This window comes from Candidatus Walczuchella monophlebidarum (genome assembly GCF_000709555.1).
Lineage (GTDB): Bacteria > Bacteroidota > Bacteroidia > Flavobacteriales > Blattabacteriaceae > Walczuchella > Walczuchella monophlebidarum.
On sequence record NZ_CP006873.1, the window covers coordinates 257,844 to 279,028 of the forward strand.

Sequence of the window (21,185 nt, forward strand, 5' to 3'; positions counted from 1 at the left end):
CCCGAATAATCAGATGCTTATCGAGTTGGTGGGAAATTTTTTAATTTGATCACGGGCAATGATAGCTATAAAAAAAAGAAAAAACAGAATATAATAAATCCATATCGGAATAGCAATAGGATTGCCTTTAGCATAAGAATGTAGACCTGATAAATAATAGTTTACTCCAAAATAAGTCATAATTATAGAAGAAAATGAGAGAATACTAGCAAAATTAAAAGCAAAGATTCCTCGTAAATTTGGAATTAACCTCATATGTAGTACAAAAGCATAGACTATTATACTAATTAAAGCCCAAGTTTCTTTTGGATCCCAACTCCAGTATCTTCCCCAACTATTATTAGCCCAAACTCCTCCAAGGAAAGTTCCTACAGTTAATAAAAATAATCCTATTGTCAGGGACATTTCATTGATAATAGTTAGCTCTTTTATAAGATTTTCAATAGTTGGATTTTTTAATAAAGGTCGTAAAATACAAATAATTAAAACAGTTAAACCTAAGAATCCTCCAACAGAAAAAAACCCATAACTTGAAGTAATTACTGCTACATGAATAATTAGCCAATAAGATTTAAGTACAGGCACAAGATTTGTAATTTCAGGATTCATCATGTGAGCTATTCCCAGAAGTGCAGTGGAAGATAAAGTAGAAATTGAGGGGAGAAAAAAATTGACTGTACGATAAAAAAGACAAGACACCAACACTATGCACCAACTAATAAAAACTGCCGATTCATAACCATTGCTCCAAGGAGAATGGCCGGAAATATAGCAACGGAAGGCTAACCCAAAAGCATGAATAAAAAAGACTAAAACAGTAATCCTCATTATGAGGCGTCCAACTATTCTAATACTAAACGAAGAAGTAAACAAGTCAGTAAAAGCTACTATCAGAAATAGTAGACCTAAAAAAGCATAAAAAAATATAAGGTTATAAAAAATATTTAATTTATTATAAAATATTTCAGCTTCAATTTTGTGTTTACAAGGGATTATATCATGACCAAATCTATATTGATAATTAATGATTTTGTGCAAAATTTTATCCGCTGATTTCCAATAATTAGATTGTTGGGCTTTTGACAAAGCTATGAAATAATTTTTTAGCATATTCAGAGCCGGTGGATATACTTTCATAGGATTCGTTCGGATCCAAGTATGATTAACCTCATTTGGAAAAATTCTTAGATACTCTCCCTGTAAAAGACCTGATATGAGGCCTATTTTTTCGGTTAAATCTATAATCGCCTTATCATATTGATTTCTTTGTGAAGGACTCTTTAAAAAAGCTTTTTCATAATCTTTTTTTAAGAAAAAATCTATTTTCCCGGTAGACTGATTAAATTTACAAAGATTCATTAATGATGTATAAGCATTCTTATTAGCTTTGGTAATATTTAACAACTTATTTCCAATTCCTACCTTTATAAAAGGTAGGTGAATCCAAGACCTTGGATATTGATAAATAGATATCATCCATCGTACAGCTTCCCAGGGTCCTATATAATCTTTCTTGTAAATTTTACGAAGCAATTCTAGTGCCATCGTATGTATAGGTTTAATCCTTCCTGAGGGATCTTGAACCAATAACCGACTGAATTTATCAAGATGGGAATTGGGTATTTTAGGAGAAGAATTGATAAACTCTATCAGATTATAAGAAAAAGGTTTATGTTTAGCAGATATACCTATAAAAGGTAGAGGTAAAAAAATGAGAATTAGGAATTTTTTACGGTTTATTTCAGCAAGTTTTCTTCTAAGTTTTGAAAAATGAGTTCCTTTCCAAAAAAAATTTATAAACATTCCCAAACCTAATAACATATTTCCTATGTAAGATATCATAGTTCCCCAATAATCATGATTCACTGAAAGATATGTACCCTTAATATCAGAATCATAACTTGATTGAAAAAATCGATACCCTTTATAAGATAGTACATTATTCATCAAAATTCTATACTTTTTTTTATCATTCCCATCGTTAATTGTTAATTCACTAGCAAAAGAAGAAGGACTGGAAGAACCAGGATAACGTTGTAATTCAAATCGATCCAAATGCAAAGAAAAAGGAGTTTCGATAAAAATAGATCCATAACCTATGGTGATTTTTTTATTTTCTATTTGAAGTTGTCCTCCCATATTGGATAGTCCTTTTTTTGCAAAAAACGTAATAATTTTTGATTGATTTCTATTGGAAACTTCAGCAGTAATAGCATCTGGAAAATTTTCTTCTTGGTCTTTTGGAGATGATACATATTTTATAATTCCATGACGAATAGGATCTGGGACCATCCATTGTAAAGATCCCATTTTATAAATAGTTTTTAATTTCAGTTCTGAAGGAACGTTTTTTCGAATAAGACCTGAAATTCCAGTTTTCATAATAGTATACTTTCCATTAACAGAAGAAAGTAAGTATAGCTTACCCTTCTTCTGTACTATTTTCATTGTCGTAGGTATAGAATGAGATCCAAAACTAATAGATTGACCTCCAATTTTTTTAGTCTTACCTGAGAAAAGGGAATCTTCTACATAACCTTTAGCGCCCTTAGAACATAGAGTTACAATTTGAAGAAAAGGACTCCCGTTAAAACTGTCAACAATAATCTCCTGAGCATGCGGAACATAATTTATAATTTTAAGGTTAAAAATCTCATTTCCAAATTGGAACCTTCCTTGAAACTTACTGTGAAGATTAGCTAGCAAATAAGGGATTTCATAGACTCGAATTCTGTTTTTATCTGAAATTTTTAATTTAATAAAAGTATTACTTGAAAGAATATATTTAGAGGTTGCACCTTCGAGAAGGTACATCATTCCTTCAAAACCTATATATCTTGAAATGGCACCACCTATAAAAATCAATACAAAAGCTAAATGAAAAATAAGCAAAGGCCATTTTTCTCGTCTCCAAAGACAATATCTACCAATATTTACTATGAAACATAATAATAGAAGTATCATAATGGTTTCGAACCAACTAGATTCGTAAATCAGAGCCTTTGCTGTATCTGTCGTATATACTTGTTCAAGGAAAGTACCAGTGGCCATGGAAAATGCAAAAACAAGAAGAAGAATGCCCATTAACCTAGTAGAAAATAATAAATTGAAAAGCTGCCGCATGTCTAAATTAGATCGGTTAAAAATGAGAAGGAAGAAATGTTTAAAAGATTTTTCTGGAATAAAACTCGCATACCCTAAAAGAGGTCTCTACAGGATAGAGTTTACACAAAATTATTTAGAGAATATATAATCAAATCGGTATTGAACTATCTTAATGGCAATGCAGATATAGGAATTTCTTTCTGCATTTTATATACCTCGTATGTATGATCATGGTGTTGAAGATATGCAATTATTCAACATTTGAATACGAAAATAAGGTACGCAATCTATATTTTTAAACCAGTTACAGTCCCTATTTGTTCACTCTTGTACCTAGAGCGGGAATTGAACCCGCACGGTCACAATGACCACAGGATTTTAAGTCCTGCGTGTCTACCAATTCCACCATCCAGGCCTTCTGTGTACGAGCGAAAAACGGGATTCGAACCCGCGACCACGACCTTGGCAAGGTCGTGCTCTACCAACTGAGCTATTTTCGCAATAATTTACAAAGATAAAATCATTTGATTAATATTTTTTTTATTTCATTGAGTTTTATAAGGGCTTCTAGAGGAGTAAGCATATTTATATCAATACTAATCATTTTCTACCGAATTTTTTCTAAGATAGGATCTTGCAACTTATCTATTGAATGGGTCATACTTTTTTTGAAAGATCTTGATAAGATTAAATTTTTCAATATGTTTTAATAATTGTTTAGCACGACTAATAACCATATTTGGCATTCCAGACATCTTTGCTACATAAATTCCCAAACTGTGTGTACTATTTCCGGGTAATAGTTGATACATAAAAATAATTTTTTCATCTAGTTCTTTGACCAAAATAGTATAATTCTTTATTCTTTGGAAATAAACAGACATTTCATTAAGTTCTGGATAATGTGTAGCAAATAATGTTTTAGGACGAGTTGAGTGTTTGTAAAGGTATTCAATTACCGACCAAGCTAAAGAAATTCCATCAGAATTGCTTGTCCCTCTTCCTACTTCATCAAGTATTATCAAACTACGTTTTGAGAGATTATTTAAAATCTTAGCTGTTTCATTCATCTCCACCATGAAAGTAGATTCCCCTAACGATAGATTATCATAAGCCCCAACACGGCTGAATATTTTATCCACCAATCCTAATTGTGCACGTTTTGCAGGAACATAACTTCCAATTTGAGCCATAAGTACAATCAAAGCGGTTTGTCGTAAAAAAGCAGACTTTCCAGACATATTTGGTCCGGTGATAATAAAAATTTGAGAATATGCAGAATTTAACGATAAATCATTTGGAATATAAGATACTCCTATTGGAAGATGTTTTTCTATAACTGGATGTCTTCCTTTCTCTATAAAAATATTTTTACTCCTATCCATAACGGGACGAACATAATTGGATTCTTGAGAATTCTTAGTAAAAGATAATATAACGTCTAAATATGCTATAAGTTTAGAGGCCTTTTGTAGAGATTCAATATACTCTCCAACAAAAGCAACTAATTCTTGAAATAAATTTTTTTCCAGAGTTATAATTTTTTCTTCAGCTCCCAAAATCCGCATTTCATATTCATGAAGTTCTTCAGTAATATACCGTTCAGAATTGGATAATGTTTGTTTTCTTATCCAATTTTTGGGAATATTATTTTTATGAATATTTCGTATTTCTATATAAAATCCAAAAATTTTGTTAAAAGAAATTTTTAAACTTTGAATTCCCGTCCGAATTCTTTCACGTTTACAAATCTGATGTAAATAATCTTTCCCAGAAGAAACCAAATAACGTAATTCGTCAAGTTCTTTTGAAAAAAATTCTGCAATAATATTTCCTTTTCCAATTTGTTGAGGAGGATCTTCATGTAAAGCTTTAGATATATGGTTATATAAGATCCTAAAATTAGGAAAAGATTTTCCTATTTCTTTTAAAAGATTATTCTGATAAGTCGATAAAATTTTTTTTATAGTATCAAAACTATCAAGAGATAAACATAAATTCATTAATTCACGAGGATTAATTTTTTCGGTAGATACTTTTGAGATCAGACGTTCTATATCATTAAGAGAACAAAAAATCTCAATTAGTTTAGAACTTAAGTCAGGAAACATTATAAATGTTTCTAATAAATCGTGACGAGACTGAATTGCAGATAATTCTTTCAGAGGGAACATCATCCATCTTTTTAATAATCTGGCTCCCATGGGAGTCAGTGTACGATTCAGCACATCAAAAAGAGATATTCCATTAGGGTTATTTGAATGAAATATTTCAAGACTTCGAACAGTAAAATCATCCAACCACACGTATTGTTCTTCATCTATTCGACTTATTGATGACAGATGACTAATTTTAGTATTATGTGTAATTTCAAGATAAAATAATGCTGCTCCTGCTGCAATAATAGCATTCTTGAGATGTTCTATTCCAAATCCTTTCAGAGAATGAGTTTTAAAGTGCTGAATGAGTTTTTCATAAGCAGATGAATATTTAAACGCCCATTCTTCCATCGAAGAGGTAAAATATTCTTTTTTTATAAATTTTTCAAATTCGTATTTTTTATTTTTTTGATAAATAATTTCACTAGGTGAAAAACGATGAATAATTTGATAAATAGATTGAAGATTATTCTCTGTAACGAGAAATTCTCCAGTAGAAATATCTAGAATTGCTAACCCAGCAGTTTCATTATTAAAATGAATTACAGCTAGAAAATTATTAGAACATTTTGGTAAAATCCCATCATTTAAAACTACACCAGGCGTTATCAGACTAATTACTCCTCTTTTTACAAGTTTTTTAGTTGTTTTAGGGTCTTTAGGGTCTTCTATTTGATCACAAATTGCTACACGAAAACCAGCTAGTACAAGTTTTGGTAAATAGTTATCTAGTGCATGATAAGGAAATCCAGCAAGTTTTGTTTCAGATGATGAACCCTTAAAACGTTTTGTGAGAACAATATTCAGTGTTTTAGAACACTTAATAGCATCCTCATCAAAAGTTTCATAAAAATCTCCGACCCGAAATAATAATAATGCATCTGGATATAATGATTTGATTTCAGTATATTGCCTCATTAGAGGCGTATTTTTTAATTCTATGGAATTCAATGTCTGAGTATTAAAACTGAATTATGAAGCTTTATAATTATAATTATTTAATTTATTTTCTACCATTTTGCCATCGATTTTTAAAATACTTTTATTTTTTTTTATATCAAACATAAAATCATTGAAAACCTTTTCACAAATTGTTCGTAACCCTCTTGCTCCCACCCCAGTACTTAGCGATTGGGTTACAATTTTGTCAATGGCCTCTTTAGTAAGAATTAAAGAAACATTATCCATCTCAAAGAGTTTTTGATACTGTTTAAGTAAAGCATTTTTAGGTTCAGTCATAATTCTATAAAGTGCGTGTGTATCCAAAGGATGCATGTAGGTTATCACTGGAAATCTCCCAGTGAGTTCAGGAATAAGTCCAAAGTTTCTTACATCTGTAGCATTAAGATGTTGTAAAATTTCATTGTGTTCTATACTAGAACGGGTAGGATTTTTATATCCTATAGATGAAAAATTCAATCGACTGGTAATAAGTCTATCAATACCTTCAAAAGATCCTCCAGCAATAAACAAAATATTTGTTGTATCTATAGGGATCATTTTCTGATCAGGATGTTTCCTCCCACCGTGAGGAGGAACATTGACCACGGATCCTTCTAATATTTTTAGAAAAGCTTGCTGCACTCCTTCTCCAGAAACATCTCGTGTAATAGAAGGATTATCTCCCTTTCTCGCAATTTTATCTATTTCATCAATAAATACTATACCCCGTTCTGCTGCTGTAATGTTGTAATCAGCTGCTTGTAGCAATCTCGTCAATATACTTTCCACATCTTCTCCAACATATCCTGCTTCAGTGAGAATTGTAGCATCTACGATAGTAAAAGGGACATTCAAAAAACGTGAAATGCTACGTGCCATAAGAGTTTTACCAGTTCCAGTTTGACCAATAATAAGAACGTTTGATTTTTCTATTTCTATTTCATTATGTTTATCTAAGATGTCATGTGTTAACCTTTTATAGTGATTATAAACTGCTACCGAAATAATTTTTTTAGCTTCTTCTTGACAAATAATATATTGATCTAAAAACTGTTTTAGGTCCTTTGGACTACTAATATTAGAGCCTACAGAAGAAATCTCTTCTTTTTTTTTAGAAATTTTTTTGTTAATTATATGGTGAGCTTGTTCTATGCAATTAACACATATATTCCCATATAATCCGGTTAAAAATAATACGGGATTGTTTTTTTTACATCCACAGAACATACACTTTTCCATCAGATTTAAGTGATTTTGGTTTCAGGTTTTCTATATAAAACTTCATCTATCATTCCATATTTTTCAGCTTCATCAGACGTCATCCAATAATCTCTATTGGAATCATTTTCTACTTTTTCTATAGATTGTCCTGAATGTTGAGAAATAATCTCAGAAAGTTCTTTTTTCAGTTTAATAATTTCACGGGTTGCAATTTCTATATCTGAGACCTGACCTTGTGTTCCTCCTAATGGCTGATGAATCATAATTCTAGAATGTTTAAGACTTGCACGTTTGCCCTTAGTGCCTGCGCAAAGTAATATCGCTCCCATAGAAGCTGCTAGCCCCGTACATACAGTAGCGATATCTGGTTTCAAGATTTGCATCGTATCATAAATTCCTAATCCTGCATAAACAGTTCCACCAGGAGAGTTGATATAAATCTGTATATCCTTATAGGAATCTACTGATTGTAAAAATAAAAGTTGTGCCTGTACTATATTAGCTACGTGATCATCTATCGATGTACCAAGAAAAATTATTCGTTCCATCATTAAACGGGAAAAAACATCCATTTGGGCTACGTTTAATTTTCGTTCTTCTACGATGTAAGGAGTTATGGAACTAATATAATTATCTAATAAGATGCTATTTATAGAGCAATGATCAATAGCATATTTTCTAAATTCTTTTTTGTCAAACATCTTTTTTATTATAATCTTTAAGAAGATTGAGAAAATCTGACCAAGAAATGGTTTTATTTTTTGACCGTTCTCTGAAAACCTGTATTAAACTATTACGAAAGAGAAAATTATAAATTTTTCTTATTTGCATTTTTTCTGCATTAATAGGATTATACCTTTTGGTATATGCTAAAGAAAATACGGATGCTTCAATATCTTCATATCGTATGTTGATTTTTAATTTCTGCGATAATTTCTTTTCAAAGAACCGATATCGTAAATATTTTTCAAATTGGTCATATTCGGTGAAAAAATTATCTTCGGCACCTTTTTTACTTTTAGTATATTTAAGATAACGGGTTAAAAATTTCGAAGGCAAATCGAAACGTACTAGTTCAAACAACCGATAAAAAATGAAATAAAAAGAAAATTTATCAACTACTTCAGTATAATTTTTTAATATGTGTTTTTTAAACTTTCTATTAAAATCTTCTAAAGAAGTGACTTTATTTTCTCCAAAGACTTTATAAAAAAAATCTTTATTCAAAGGAGCAGGATGAACTTTAAAGATATTTTCTATAGAAAAACGTATTGGAAAATGAGAAACTCCAAATTTGCCTATAAAATTTGACCAACTATTTTCGTCTAAAAAGAGTTCAGAAGTATTTATATCGATAATATTTCCTCTTTCTTTTTTTAGAAATTTGGACCCTGTTTTTTTAGGTAAATTTTTCAACGAAAAAGCATATTCTCTAGGAAGATTTTCTCTATTATTAGAATGAATAGCTGTTATTTTACCTTGTATATAATCTGACTCGTCTATGATTTTTTTGGGGAAAAAAAAACCACACCGTTGTTGGAACTTCTCTAGATTATGATGTATATCTTCCTCTTTTAATTCTATATTATAATAAGGAATAGATAGGTTATTTAGGGGTGGTATGTCAAATTGTGGAACTAGTCCTAATTCGAATTCTAAGACAAATTCTTCAGCATTTACATCAAGAATATTTTCTTTTTTAGGAAAAATGTTTCCGAGAATATGAAGTCCTTCTCTAGAGATATAATCACTAATATTTTTTTGTAACAAAAATTGGATTTCTTCGTGAACTAATTTTTTGTAAAAATGTGTTTTAATTATTTCAATAGGAACTTTCCCTTTTCTAAACCCCGGAAATTGTGCTTTTTTATGATATCCTTTAAGTCTGTTTTCGATTTTATCTTTAAAAGCTGATTTATTAAATGATACGGTTAATATAATATTAAGTTCATCCAATTGTTTGCGTGTAATATTCATGACATATTGTTTCTAATAAAAAATATATTGGAATCCCCACGTATAATTAAAAGGAATGTAAAGAGATATATATATGAAAAAAACTAATTTTTTTGCAAAAGTTCTATAATTTTAAAAATCTTGCGTATCAAATTCTTTGGAAAGAGTATTGTTTATAGCATAGGAATTGTGCTTCCTAAGATAATTCATTACAGTTTTATCAAAATTTTTACAAGATAAAAAATCCTTTTCTCTATATATAGAGAAGTCTGCCATATCTGTTTTTTTGATCAATATTCTGACTTTCGGTATTGATAACTCTTATTTTCGGTTTTTAACATCCCGATCAACAGCAACTTTTCTCAAGCAGTATGATAAGTTTTTTAAGTATATTATTTTTTTTAAAAGATATTGCCAATATAACAGGTTATTCCAATCATAAAGAATACTTTCTAATTTTTTTTTATCTTATTTGCAGCTTCCCAATGATATGGTTTGCGTGCGAATGGAAAAGCCTTTTATTATACTTTTATACGAATTCTTAACAAGTATTTGTGATTTTTTTGTTACTTATTTTAAATCCAGAACCCCAAAACAGATTTGTTCTCCCATTTTATAAAAAATTACACGGATACATCTTTTTTTTCTAATCTGATGTCAGAAGTTTTTTATGTGTTTCTCTGTAGTAATATAAATTGTATTAGTAGTTTTCTGTTTATTGGTATATATCTCAATCTATCTTATAAAATAACAGAACAACCTTTTGTTGGTACCTATATTTCTATAATCGGAACCTGAATTATTATTTTATCAAATTTGTTCTTAAAAAGACCTGGGGTTGTATTTATAGCATCAGCATGGTTGCTTATGGAAGCATGATGTTGATTTCTTATTGGTGGGTACAGAAATATTATAGAATAAAATCCCCCTTAGGACGCATGTGTGTACACATTATATTAGGTCTTTTAGTAGCGTTAAAAGAAAAATATAATTTCTATAACGTGATAATATGATTTTTATTGTCGAAAAATATGTTAAATTCTGGATGAAGAAATTAAAAATCCTAACCGTTAACCTTAATCATAATGAAGAATATTACATCAATGTTTTTAGCCAATTTTGGTACTAGTCAATTAATTGTTATCGTTATCCTGGCTCTTCTTTTATTTGGAGGAAAAAAAGTTCCCGAACTTATGAAAGGTCTTGGGACAGGATTGAGAGAATTTAAAAAAGCTGCTCAGGGTGATGACTATGAAGAAAAAAAAAGAAATGAACACTATAAATATAAAGAAGAAAAGAAGGATCCGACGTTCTGATGGAAAATCAATCGTCAAAATATAAGTCTAAACATTCCTTAAGGATTTTTAATTGAGGATATTTTTTTATTAAAGAATAAAATTTGTTTTCCCCAGAAGTTATTTGTTTTTGATGATGTATAATCCGAGTTTCAAACTTAATATTTTTCAAGATCAATTTATGTATCGATGAAAATTTCATCATTTCTTCTTTTGAAGAAAAATATAAAATTACTAGGGAATCAGAAACAAATTCATATTTTATGGTTCTGATTAGCAAAAAATGATTTAATGTCATAAATTTTTCCCAAGACGTTTTTTCCTTCTCGGGCAGAAGATTCAAAAGTTTGATCATCAATAATTTCTTTAATTACAGGGATTGTTAGTATCCTTTAGGGAAGATAATTTAATTAAAGAAATTTCTATAGAAAGACGAGGATTCCGACTTAATTTAGAATCTATATAAGCCAGGTGACAAATCTGTATTGCTTCTATTAAAAAATCTTTAGAAACGATTGATGCCTGTTGAATATACTTTTCTTTAAGTGATTCAACAACTTCCATTAAGGAAAGTCCATCTGAGTTTTTGGCCAATATAAGATATTTAAAATGTTGAGCCAATCCTTCTATAAAGAATTTTTCATCAAATCCGTTCTGTAGTATTTCATGAAAAAGTAATAGAATTCCTGTAATATTATTGGAAAGCATAAAATCCACTGATTTAAAATAATATTCTTGATCAAGAATCCCCAATTGATCTCTTATTAAAGTTGTAGTTAATTGCTTTCCTGAAAAGGATATAAGTCTATCAAATATGGATAGTGCATCCCGTAAAGAGCCATCTGCTTGTTGTGCAATCATATACAAAGACTCAATGTCGGTTTTAATTCCTTCTAACGAAGCAATTTGGTTTAGTTTTTTATAAATATTTTCTAAAGAAATCCTTCTAAAATCGTAAATTTGACACCTAGAAAGAATAGTAGGCAATATTTTATGTTTTTCAGTAGTAGAAAGTATAAAAATCGCATGTTCAGGAGGTTCTTCTAAAGTTTTTAAAAAAGCGTTGAAGGCTGCTTGAGATAGCATATGAACTTCATCTATGATATATACTTTATATTTTCCAAGCTGAGGAGGAAAACGTAACTTATCTATTAAATTTCTGATATCATCTACTGAATTGTTAGAAGCAGCATCTAACTCAAAAACATTAAAATTATTTTCTAATATTTCTTTCTTGTGAGAAAGAATATTTACATTTCTAGCCAATATCCGAGCGCAAGTAGTCTTTCCCACTCCTTTAGGACCACAAAATAAAAACGCATGAGCTAAACGATTATTCGTTATAGCTCTCTCAAGCGTCTCAGTAACGGCTTTTTGTCCTACTACATCTTTAAAATCTTTAGGCCGATACTTTATAGCTGAAACAATATAGGCTGGCATAATTAAATTAATATTTCTTTAATTTTAGCAGCAGCTTCTTTCAGTGTAACAACGTAGTGCACGCATAATCTACTCTGATCTATCATCTTTTTAGCTTCTTTAGCATTAGTTCCTTGTAACCGTACAATCAAAGGGACATGTATTCCTCCTTCTATAATTTGATTGGCAGCTATGATACCTTGGGCAATGGTATCACAACGGACAATCCCTCCGAAAATATTAATGAATATAGCTGAAATGGTCTTATCTTTCAATAAAATACAAACAGCTTTTTCGACTCGATGTGCATCTACGGTTCCTCCTACATCAAGAAAATTAGCGGGACTTACCCCAGACAATTTAATCAGATCCATAGTCGCCATAGCTAAACCTGCCCCATTAACAATACAGCCAACATTACTATCAAGTTTTACAAAATTCAACCCTGCTTTCGCGGCCTCCACTTCATAAGGATCTTCCTCATCTATATCACGCAGAGCAGCATAGTCAGGATGTCTATAAAGAGCATTATCATCTATAACGACTTTAGTATCAACAGCTATAATCTTATTATCAGAAGTTTTTAATAATGGATTAATCTCAATCATGGAAGCGTCTGATGCAACATAAGCCTTATAAAGCGTTTTTATAAAAATGATGAATTCTTTGAATACCTGGGTAGGTAATTTCATATTAAAAGCTATCTTTTTCGCTTGAAAGTCAAATATCCCAAAGTACGGGTCTATCTCTTCTATCAAAATTTGTTCCTGTGATTCTTTAGCTATTTGTTCAATATCTACACCTCCTTCTTGAGAATACATGATTATATTTTTTTCTTTATTTCGGTCTATGAGTATAGATATATAGTATTCTTTAATCTCACTTTTCCCTTTATAATAAACATCTTGTCCTATCATTACACGATGTACTAGTTTTCCTTCCTTCGGTGTTTGAGGTGTAATCAAACGCATCCCTATAATTTTTGAGGATATTTCATAGACCTCTTTCAGAGATTTCGCCATTTTTATACCTCCTCCTTTTCCACGTCCTCCAGCATGTATTTGCGCTTTGACTATCCAAATATTGGACCCGGTGGTTTTAGTTATTTTTTTTGCCATAGTTATGGCTTCATATGGTGTTCGTGCTACCTTCCCCAATGGAACCTTTATTCCAAAAGAGTGAAGTATGTTCTTTCCTTGATATTCATGTAAATTCATAAGACTTTATTATGAATGATGAGTTAATAAAAAGATTTTTCAATCCGCGCTTTATGATTATAAAATTAAGTCGGGGGCAATTTCCTTCCGTGATAACGAGGATACGGCCTTGCGTAAAAAATAATAATAATTTGTCTCTATATTTTCCTGTTACCTAAACCCTGATATATTTATCTATTTTTAATAGATAAAAAATTTATGAAAGTCGTCGTTGTTGGAGCTACAGGAATGGTAGGTAAAGTTATACTAAAAGTATTAGAAGAAAGAAAATTCCCGGTAACCGAATTAATCTTAGTTGCTTCAGAAAGATCTCTAGAAAAAGAAATTTGTTTCAAAGGTAAAAAATATAAACTTACTAGTCTAAAAAAAGCGATTAGGATGTTCCCTAACATTGCTTTATTTTCAGCTGGAAGCGAAATTTCAAAAGAATGGGCTCCTAAATTTGCAAAAATAGGAACTACAGTCATCGATAATTCTTCAGCTTGGAGGATGGATTCTTCAAAAAAACTCGTTGTACCTGAAATTAACGCCCATCAACTAACAGAAAAAGATAAAATTATTGCTAATCCTAATTGTTCCACCATTCAGTTAGTAATGGTTCTTAATCCTTTGCATCAAAAATACGGAATCGAACGTGTCTTTATTTCTACTTATCAATCAGTCACAGGGACTGGAAAAAAAGCTGTAGATCAATTATTTGCGGAATCGAAAGGAAAATATTGCGACCGAATTTATCCATACCCCATTTACCAAAATGCAATTCCACAGTGCGATTCTTTTGAAGAAAATGGATATACTAAAGAAGAACTGAAATTGATAAGAGAACCAAAGAAAATTATGGGAGTAAAAAATATGGGGGTGAGTGCCACAGCAGTTAGGGTTCCAGTGATCGGGGGACATTCTGAAAGTGTACAGATTTCTTTCAAAAAAGACTTTGAACTAGATGAATTACGAGAAATATTGAAAAATACACCAGGATTAATACTACAAGATAATCCGAAAAATAATTATTATCCCATGCCTATTCATTCCTACGGAAAAGACGAAGTATTTGTTGGAAGATTGCGTAGGGATTTGTCACAAGAAAATAGCTTATTACTTTGGATAGTCGCTGATAATTTGCGAAAAGGTGCAGCCACTAACGCAATACAAATTGCCGAGTATTTGATAAATCATAAACTGATACAGTAGAATATTTCCCTCTGAATGAATATTTACAGTAATAAAAATTTGAAAATAAAAAATCTATTGAGATTACAAAAAAAATACGGACTTCGTATAGAGCAACATCTTATTATTGTAGAAGGCCTCAGAGAAATTGAAAAAGCGTTACAAGGAAATTATAAACCTAAAGAAATTTTTATATGTAAAGATCTTACTGAAAAGATAAATGTTCTACAACATTTTCCTAGAATTATAGAAATTAGCCGTAAAGTTTTTGAAAAAATTGCTTATAGAAAAAAAAGCGGAGGATTAATAGGTCTTTTTTATCGGCACGCTATTAAATTGGAGAATTTGAATACAAGCAAGGCATTATTTTTGCTAATTCTTGATGGGATTGAAAAACCTGGAAATTTAGGCGCTATTTTGAGAAGTGCTGAAGCTATAGATTTAGATGGGATTATACTTTATAAATCTAAAACAGATATTTTTCATCCCAATGTAATACGAGCAAGCTTAGGAACAGTATTTACCCAAAAAATCATAGAAATAGCACCTTCAAAATTATTTTTTTGGATAAAAAAAAATAAGGTCCAACTGATAGTTTCTTCACTGAGAAATGATGCTACTAATTTATATCATAGTGATTTAAGAGCAAAAATTGCTGTTGTGATAGGATCAGAATCTTTTGGGGCTTCAAAAGAAATAATTAAAGCATCCGATAAAATATTAAAAATTCCAATGCGGGGAAATATTGATTCATTAAATGTAAGTAATGCCGCAGCTGTAATCCTTTTTGAGGCCTTTCGTCAGCGTTTAGATGGTATTAGCTCAAATTAAACAGATAAACTTATTACACTCGTCAAACAATTAACAAGTGAAAAATAATTTTATCGAACTTTACAAAAATGGCTATTCTGTGCAAACGAATGGATTAAAAATTATTTTTCTCCAAAAAAAATCTATATGTTTTTTATCAAAAATTTGTGTCTATGTTCCGAAAAAATTTATTAAAAGCGCAGTAAAAAGAAATCTAGTTAAACGAAGAATCAGAAACGCCTATATACGAAAGTTTTTAAAACAAAATGGGCAACCCTCTTATTTAATATTATTTCTTTGGATGAAGAAAGAACTTACGAAAGTTCAGGAAATAGAAATGTATATTATAAATAATATAGAAAAAATATTTTACTTATTTTTAATTAGTAAATAAATAAGTATTAATAGGAACCCACATATCGAAATGATAAAACCCAAACAATATTTGAAAGGATTTTCAGACAAAAAAGATGTTGTTGGATTGAATAGTATGTAGATATATAGTACTATAAGTAAAATAAACGCACCTAAAAATAGGTATAGAATTTTTTTCATTGTTTAAAGGATGATATCTACACCTTCTACTATGTACTCTCTTTATAGTCATCCTATATTTTTTTTTTAAGACGTTTGATATTTTTTGGGCTCAACCGAGTGTTCCCATAAGTCCCTCTATTAATTTTTCCACGACGTGTTTTTTTATCTCCCTTTCCCATGTTATATGTATTTTTTTATCGTATCAAATATATAAAAATCGTGTTAAATAAACAACATTTCGCAGGCTTTAGTAATATACTCACAAAGTTTTTCAGCTTCTTCTATGGTATTATAAACAGCAAAACTAGCTCTAATGGTTCCAATTGTTCCTAAAGCTTTCATAAGCGGTTGGGCACAATGATGACCTGTGCGTACTGCAATTCCCATTCTATCTAGAAGACTACCTAGATCAAACGGGTGTACTCCAGATAAATTAAAAGATACGATAGTGGAACGTGGTGCAGTATCTGCATACTGGGAAAGACCATTTAATGAATTTAAATGACGACTTACTTCTTTTATCAGATAATCTTCGTAAGATTTAATCCTATCCAGACCTATATTTTCGATAAAAAATAATGCGCTTTCCCAAGCAATAATTCCAGCAATATTTGGGGTTCCAGCTTCTAACTTAAAAGGTAATTCAGCATAAATAGTTTTATCAAAATTTACCTCTTTAATCATTTCACCTCCTCCTTGCCATGGAGAAAATTTTTCAAGCAAATTCTTTTTTCCATATAATACTCCTATACCTGTAGGACCATACATCTTATGAGCTGAAAAAGCATAAAAGTCAACATCTAAATCTTGGACATCTATTTTAGTATGAGCAGGTGCTTGAGCTCCATCAATAAAAACCCAAGCACCTTGATTATGTACTTTTTGGATAATTTCTTTGATAGGATTTATTACTCCTAACACGTTAGAAATGTGATTTATAGAAACGATCCGAGTCCGTTCACTTAAAAGTCTATCTAAGACTTCTATACATAAACAACCATTTGTTTCTATTGGAATAATATTCAAATGGGCGTTTTTGCGTTGGCATAACATTTGCCATGGGACAATATTAGAGTGATGCTCAAGTTCTGAAAGTATAATATCATCTCCTTCATGTATAAAATCATTCATAGCGTACGCTATTAAATTAATAGATTCAGTTGTACCCTTAGTAAATATTATTTCCTGCACACTAAAAGAATTGATAAATCTGTGTATATGCTCACGACTTCTTTCCATAGCTTCTGTAGCCACTTGACTCATATAGTGAATCCCACGATGAACATTAGAATTCATAGTGCTATAATATTTATTTATAGCACTGATCACTTCCATAGGTTTTTGAGTGGTGGCTGCGTTGTCTAAATATATCCAAGGGTGATCATAGACTTTCTTAGAAAGAATAGGAAAATTTTTTCTTATGTCACGTATTTCTGATGGTGATAACATTCTGAGGTTTATAAATAAAAATTAAGATAGACATTCATTTTTTTACTTATGATTTCATAAAGATGTTTCTTTAGTTTTGGAATAGGAATATGTTCTAACACCTCTTGAACAAAAGCAAACATCAATTGTGCACGAGCCTCTTTTTCAGAAATCCCCCGGGAACGAAAATAAAAAAGAGCTTGTTCGTTAAACTGACCAATAGTACAACCGTGAGTGCATCGTACATCGTCTGCAAAAATTTCAAGGTGAGGCTTTGTCTTTACAGAAGTTTTTCTGGATAGTAAAATATTGTTATTCCTTTGAAAAGCATCAGTTTTTTTTGCTTCTTTCCGAACTATTATTTTTCCATTAAAAACACCTTTAGCTTTATCATCAAATATCCCTTTGTAGATTTCATGACTTTTACCATTAGGATAAGCATGTTCTATTACAGTATGATGATCCACCAAAATTTCTCCATGAAGAATACTAATCCCATTTAGTTTTGAACATCCTTTTGAATCACGTTGATAAATATGTAAATTGTTCCTAACTAGTTTTCCTCCAAAAGAAAAAGTACTTATAGAACACTTGCTTTTAAACTTTTGATAAATAAACGTCTGATCTATTAAAGAAGATTTAGAAATATCATTCTGGATTTTAAAATATTCTAAATGACTATGAGCATCCGTATAGATCTCTGTTACAGAATTGCTTAATGGAATATATGATCCTAATGTATAATGTTTTTCTATAATTTCGGCGTAAGATCCTTTTCCTAAAATTACCAAGTTTCTCGGAAAAAGAAGTGTATAGTGGGAATCTACCCCACTAGAAAAGTATACTATTTGTATAGGATGTTCTACTCTGAGACCATCTGGTATGTGTATATAGGCCACATCTTGGGCTAAAGCGGTATTCATAGCATTGAATCCATCTTGCGATGAAGAAAGTTTAGCATAAAAAGCTATAATATAAACATATTTTTCTGGAGAAAGTCCATGAGAAAAAACACTAATGTTTTTGTCTTGGGGCTGGGAAAACCGTGCACTATACACCCCATTAACAAAGACTAATCGGGAACTATCAGTAGGATATAATAAATGAGGCTGTATATCTTTCCATTCTATAGAAGTCTTATGAGAAAACATATAATCACGATTTAATAATGGGATGTTCCATTCGTCAATCGTGGTCAATACTTTTTTTTTAAATGTTTTTATAGCGGAAAAACGAAGTGTCTGAAAATATTCATGCCAAGGTCTTTTCTTCTTGAAATAAGAAGAGATAATCTTTTTTTTTATATCTATCATTAATGAGTTTTTATCCAATCATAACCTTTTTTTTCGAGTTCCATCGTAAGTTTTTTGTCCCCTGATTTTACGATTTTACCTTGGTATAAGACATGAACATAATCTGGAACAATATCCTGCAAAATACGATGATAATGCGTAATTATTAAAATCGCATTTTCCCTATTTTTTAGGCTCTTTATTCCATTAGCTACTATTCGTAGTGCATCAATATCCAGTCCTGAGTCTGTTTCATCAAGAATAGCCAATTTAGGTTCTAACATAGCCATTTGAAAAATTTCGGTAAGTTTTTTTTCTCCACCTGAGAAACCCTCGTTGATAGAACGATAAAGTAAATTTTTGTCTATTCCTAAAAGGGTAGAGTTTTGATGAATTTTCTTTAGCATATCAGTAGCAGTCATCTCTTCCAATCCCTTAGCCTTCCTAAAAGAGTTTATAGCTGTACGAATAAAATTTGTTATAGACACTCCTGGTATTTCTATAGGATATTGAAAAGAAAGGAATATCCCTAAATGTGCCCGCTTTTCTGGTGAATATTTTAAAATATTTTTTCCTTCGAAAAATATGCTTCCATGAGTTACTTCGTAACCTTCTTTTCCAGCAATAATAGAAGATAGCGTACTTTTTCCAGAACCATTAGGTCCCATAATGGCATGAATTTCTCCTTTCTTAATTTTCAAATTTATTCCTCTCAGAATATTTTTTTCTTTTATCCTAACATGAAGATCAATGATATTTAACATAATTACAGAATATTACTATCCTACTGATCCTTCTAAAGAAATTTCTAATAGTTTTTTGGCTTCCACAGAAAATTCCAGAGGCAATTTATTAAGTACTTCTTTGCTAAAACCGTTAACGATAAGGGCTATAGCCTTTTCTTTATTTATTCCTCTTTGATTGCAAAAAAAAATCTGATCTTCTCCAATTTTCGATGTGGTAGCTTCATGTTCTATCCTTGCAGAAGGATTGTTTACTTCTATGTTAGGGAAGGTGTGGGCTCCACATTTATTTCCAATAAGTAGTGAATCACATTGAGAAAAATTTCGGGCATTTTCCGCTTGTTTGGAAACCTTTACTAATCCTCGATAACTATTTTGTGATTTTCCGGAAGAAATCCCTTTAGAAATAATGGTACTTTTTGTATTATTCCCAATATGGATCATCTTAGTTCCTGTATCGGCTTGTTGAAAATTTTTTGTAATAGCTACGGAATAAAATTCTCCAATTGAATAATCTCCTTTCAAAATGCAAGATGGATATTTCCACGTTATGGAAGAACCAGTTTCTACTTGCGTCCAGGAAATTTTAGATCTTGTTTCGCAAATTCCCCTTTTCGTGACAAAGTTATAAACTCCTCCCTTTCCGTCTTTATCTCCAGGAAACCAATTTTGCACTGTCGAATATTTAATTTCAGCATCTTCTAACGAAATAAGTTCTACTACGGCAGCATGTAACTGATTTTCATCTCGTCTTGGAGCAGTACATCCTTCCAAATAACTTACATAAGCCCCTTTACCAGCGATAACTAATGTCCGTTCAAATTGTCCTGTCCCTCCTTCGTTAATCCGGAAATAAGTAGAAAGTTCCATTGGACAATGAACTCCATCTGGTATATAACAAAACGAACCATCAGAAAATACTGCAGAATTTAACGCAGCATAGAAATTATCTCTTATTGGGACTACCGTTCCAATGTATTTCCTTACTAATTCAGGATGCTTATGTATAGCTTCATTTATTGAACAAAAAATAATCCCTTTTTTTGATAAAGTTTTTTTGAAAGTAGTCGTTACAGATATAGAGTCTATTACTACATCTAGAGCAACTCCCGCCAAATACTTTTGTTCTTCAAGAGGAATTCCAAGTTTATTAAAAGTTTCTAATAAATAAGAATCCACTTGATCCAAACTATTGACAGTAGTTTTTCTTTTAGGAGCAGAATAATAACTAATATCTTGATAATTAAGTTTTTTATATTTAATCTGAGACCATTCAGGCTCTTTCATTTCTTTCCATATTTTAAAGGCCTCTAGTCGCCACTGCATCATCCAATTTGGCTCAGATCTTTTTTTTGAAAGAGAAACAATAACCTTTTCGTTGAGACCTTTAGGAAATTTATCAGAATCGAGTTGAGAATAAAAACCATACTTATATTCAGATTCAGGAATCTTCTGAAGAAGGTCTTGTTTCATATTAAGCGTAAAAACTCCCTACGCAACCACATTCAGCATTCGGGTTGTAAAAACCTACAGATTTTATTTCTCCTTCCTTAAATACTTTGTCTTTAGATAAACCTTCTTCTTGCATCAATAAATTTTTTTTTATACAGAATAATCACTGTAGTGAGTGTCTATATATATACTATTTCTCTTAGTGAAAGTCTAAAAGATCATAACGTCTCATATCCGTTCCTACTAAACATATTGGGTTGGTCTCGTCCTTTTACACGAGCGTTCTCAATTTCTAGGAAATCTTGCTTCAGTCTATCGATAGAAATTAACCTGCATACATAATGCCATGGTATCCGCTTTTAGGTTATAAAAATTTTACTTTTGTCAAGCTATATCATTACGATTCCGGTAGAGGGGCTTTCGTGTTACGTTATATCCC

The 21,185-nt window shown here is 30.9% G+C and carries 18 protein-coding genes and 2 tRNA genes; 4 read left to right on the plus strand and 16 right to left on the minus strand.

Annotated features, from left to right (window positions below; genetic code table 11):
- Window positions 1–9 precede the first annotated feature (9 nt).
- The 8 genes from ccsA to FNIIJ_RS01785 all read right to left on the minus strand — a co-directional run bounded on the left by ccsA (window position 10) and on the right by FNIIJ_RS01785 (window position 9,659).
- Window positions 10–3,051, minus strand: a complete 3,042-nt coding sequence (gene ccsA, locus FNIIJ_RS01300; RefSeq protein ID WP_233485139.1) for a cytochrome c biogenesis protein — start codon at window positions 3,049–3,051, stop codon at window positions 10–12.
- A 384-nt stretch (window positions 3,052–3,435) separates the two neighbouring features.
- Window positions 3,436–3,520 (minus strand) — tRNA-Leu (locus FNIIJ_RS01305).
- A gap of 12 nt (window positions 3,521–3,532) precedes the next feature.
- Window positions 3,533–3,605 (minus strand) — tRNA-Gly (locus FNIIJ_RS01310).
- A 141-nt stretch (window positions 3,606–3,746) separates the two neighbouring features.
- Window positions 3,747–6,182: a DNA mismatch repair protein MutS gene (mutS, locus tag FNIIJ_RS01315; protein WP_316929434.1), complete on the minus strand. Its 2,436-nt coding sequence runs from the start codon at window positions 6,180–6,182 to the stop codon at window positions 3,747–3,749.
- A gap of 54 nt (window positions 6,183–6,236) precedes the next feature.
- Entirely contained in the window at window positions 6,237–7,433 is a 1,197-nt protein-coding gene (gene clpX / locus FNIIJ_RS01320; protein ID WP_394332475.1) for an ATP-dependent Clp protease ATP-binding subunit ClpX, read from the minus strand.
- Window positions 7,434–7,450: 17 nt separating this feature from the next.
- Entirely contained in the window at window positions 7,451–8,128 is a 678-nt protein-coding gene (clpP, locus tag FNIIJ_RS01325) for an ATP-dependent Clp endopeptidase proteolytic subunit ClpP (RefSeq protein WP_038436249.1), read from the minus strand.
- Window positions 8,121–9,404 (minus strand): trigger factor, encoded by a 1,284-nt coding sequence (locus tag FNIIJ_RS01330; RefSeq protein WP_038436250.1) that lies wholly within the window; start codon window positions 9,402–9,404, stop codon window positions 8,121–8,123. The genes clpP and FNIIJ_RS01330 overlap by 8 nt, the downstream gene beginning before the upstream one ends.
- A gap of 111 nt (window positions 9,405–9,515) precedes the next feature.
- Window positions 9,516–9,659, minus strand: a complete 144-nt coding sequence (locus FNIIJ_RS01785; RefSeq protein ID WP_158499132.1) for a hypothetical protein — start codon at window positions 9,657–9,659, stop codon at window positions 9,516–9,518.
- A gap of 809 nt (window positions 9,660–10,468) precedes the next feature.
- Between FNIIJ_RS01785 and FNIIJ_RS01335 the strand changes: the two genes are divergently transcribed.
- Complete coding sequence (locus FNIIJ_RS01335; RefSeq protein WP_038436252.1) at window positions 10,469–10,699, plus strand: Sec-independent protein translocase subunit TatA/TatB; 231 nt, start codon at window positions 10,469–10,471, stop codon at window positions 10,697–10,699.
- A 7-nt stretch (window positions 10,700–10,706) separates the two neighbouring features.
- On the opposite strand, the gene FNIIJ_RS01340 is transcribed toward FNIIJ_RS01335, so the two are convergent.
- Genes FNIIJ_RS01340 through sucC form a run of 3 tightly spaced genes read right to left on the minus strand, consistent with a single transcriptional unit; the run spans window position 10,707 to window position 13,314 of the window.
- Window positions 10,707–11,033, minus strand: a complete 327-nt coding sequence (locus FNIIJ_RS01340) for a hypothetical protein (protein WP_038436253.1) — start codon at window positions 11,031–11,033, stop codon at window positions 10,707–10,709.
- 11 nt (window positions 11,034–11,044) lie between these two features.
- Window positions 11,045–12,118, minus strand: coding sequence for a DNA polymerase III subunit gamma/tau (dnaX, locus tag FNIIJ_RS01345; protein ID WP_038436255.1), 1,074 nt, complete (start codon window positions 12,116–12,118; stop codon window positions 11,045–11,047).
- Window positions 12,119–12,120: 2 nt separating this feature from the next.
- Window positions 12,121–13,314, minus strand: a complete 1,194-nt coding sequence (gene sucC, locus FNIIJ_RS01350) for an ADP-forming succinate--CoA ligase subunit beta (RefSeq protein ID WP_038436256.1) — start codon at window positions 13,312–13,314, stop codon at window positions 12,121–12,123.
- A 198-nt stretch (window positions 13,315–13,512) separates the two neighbouring features.
- Between sucC and asd the strand changes: the two genes are divergently transcribed.
- The 3 genes from asd to FNIIJ_RS01365 are packed head-to-tail and all read left to right on the plus strand — an operon-like array spanning window position 13,513 to window position 15,688.
- A complete protein-coding gene (gene asd, locus FNIIJ_RS01355; RefSeq protein ID WP_038436258.1) occupies window positions 13,513–14,505 on the plus strand; it encodes an aspartate-semialdehyde dehydrogenase in 993 nt (330 codons plus the stop codon).
- Window positions 14,506–14,520: 15 nt separating this feature from the next.
- Window positions 14,521–15,315 (plus strand): RNA methyltransferase, encoded by a 795-nt coding sequence (locus FNIIJ_RS01360; RefSeq protein ID WP_038436259.1) that lies wholly within the window; start codon window positions 14,521–14,523, stop codon window positions 15,313–15,315.
- A 37-nt stretch (window positions 15,316–15,352) separates the two neighbouring features.
- Window positions 15,353–15,688, plus strand: coding sequence for a ribonuclease P protein component (locus FNIIJ_RS01365; protein WP_076690915.1), 336 nt, complete (start codon window positions 15,353–15,355; stop codon window positions 15,686–15,688).
- Window positions 15,689–15,902: 214 nt separating this feature from the next.
- On the opposite strand, the gene FNIIJ_RS01675 is transcribed toward FNIIJ_RS01365, so the two are convergent.
- The 5 genes from FNIIJ_RS01675 to sufB are packed head-to-tail and all read right to left on the minus strand — an operon-like array spanning window position 15,903 to window position 20,767.
- Window positions 15,903–16,010, minus strand: a complete 108-nt coding sequence (locus FNIIJ_RS01675) for a 30S ribosomal protein THX (protein WP_076690921.1) — start codon at window positions 16,008–16,010, stop codon at window positions 15,903–15,905.
- Between the two features lie 43 nt (window positions 16,011–16,053).
- On the minus strand, window positions 16,054–17,280 hold the full coding sequence (locus FNIIJ_RS01370) for an aminotransferase class V-fold PLP-dependent enzyme (protein WP_038436262.1): 1,227 nt from the start codon (window positions 17,278–17,280) through the stop codon (window positions 16,054–16,056).
- 8 nt (window positions 17,281–17,288) lie between these two features.
- Window positions 17,289–18,590: a Fe-S cluster assembly protein SufD gene (gene sufD / locus FNIIJ_RS01375; protein WP_158499133.1), complete on the minus strand. Its 1,302-nt coding sequence runs from the start codon at window positions 18,588–18,590 to the stop codon at window positions 17,289–17,291.
- Window positions 18,572–19,315, minus strand: coding sequence for a Fe-S cluster assembly ATPase SufC (sufC, locus tag FNIIJ_RS01380; protein WP_038436263.1), 744 nt, complete (start codon window positions 19,313–19,315; stop codon window positions 18,572–18,574). Before sufC ends, sufD begins: the two co-directional genes overlap by 19 nt.
- Window positions 19,316–19,330: 15 nt before the next feature.
- The gene (sufB, locus tag FNIIJ_RS01385) at window positions 19,331–20,767 is read right to left on the minus strand and encodes a Fe-S cluster assembly protein SufB (protein ID WP_038436264.1); all 1,437 of its coding nucleotides are present in this window, start codon (window positions 20,765–20,767) and stop codon (window positions 19,331–19,333) included.
- Window positions 20,768–21,185: the final 418 nt, after the last annotated feature.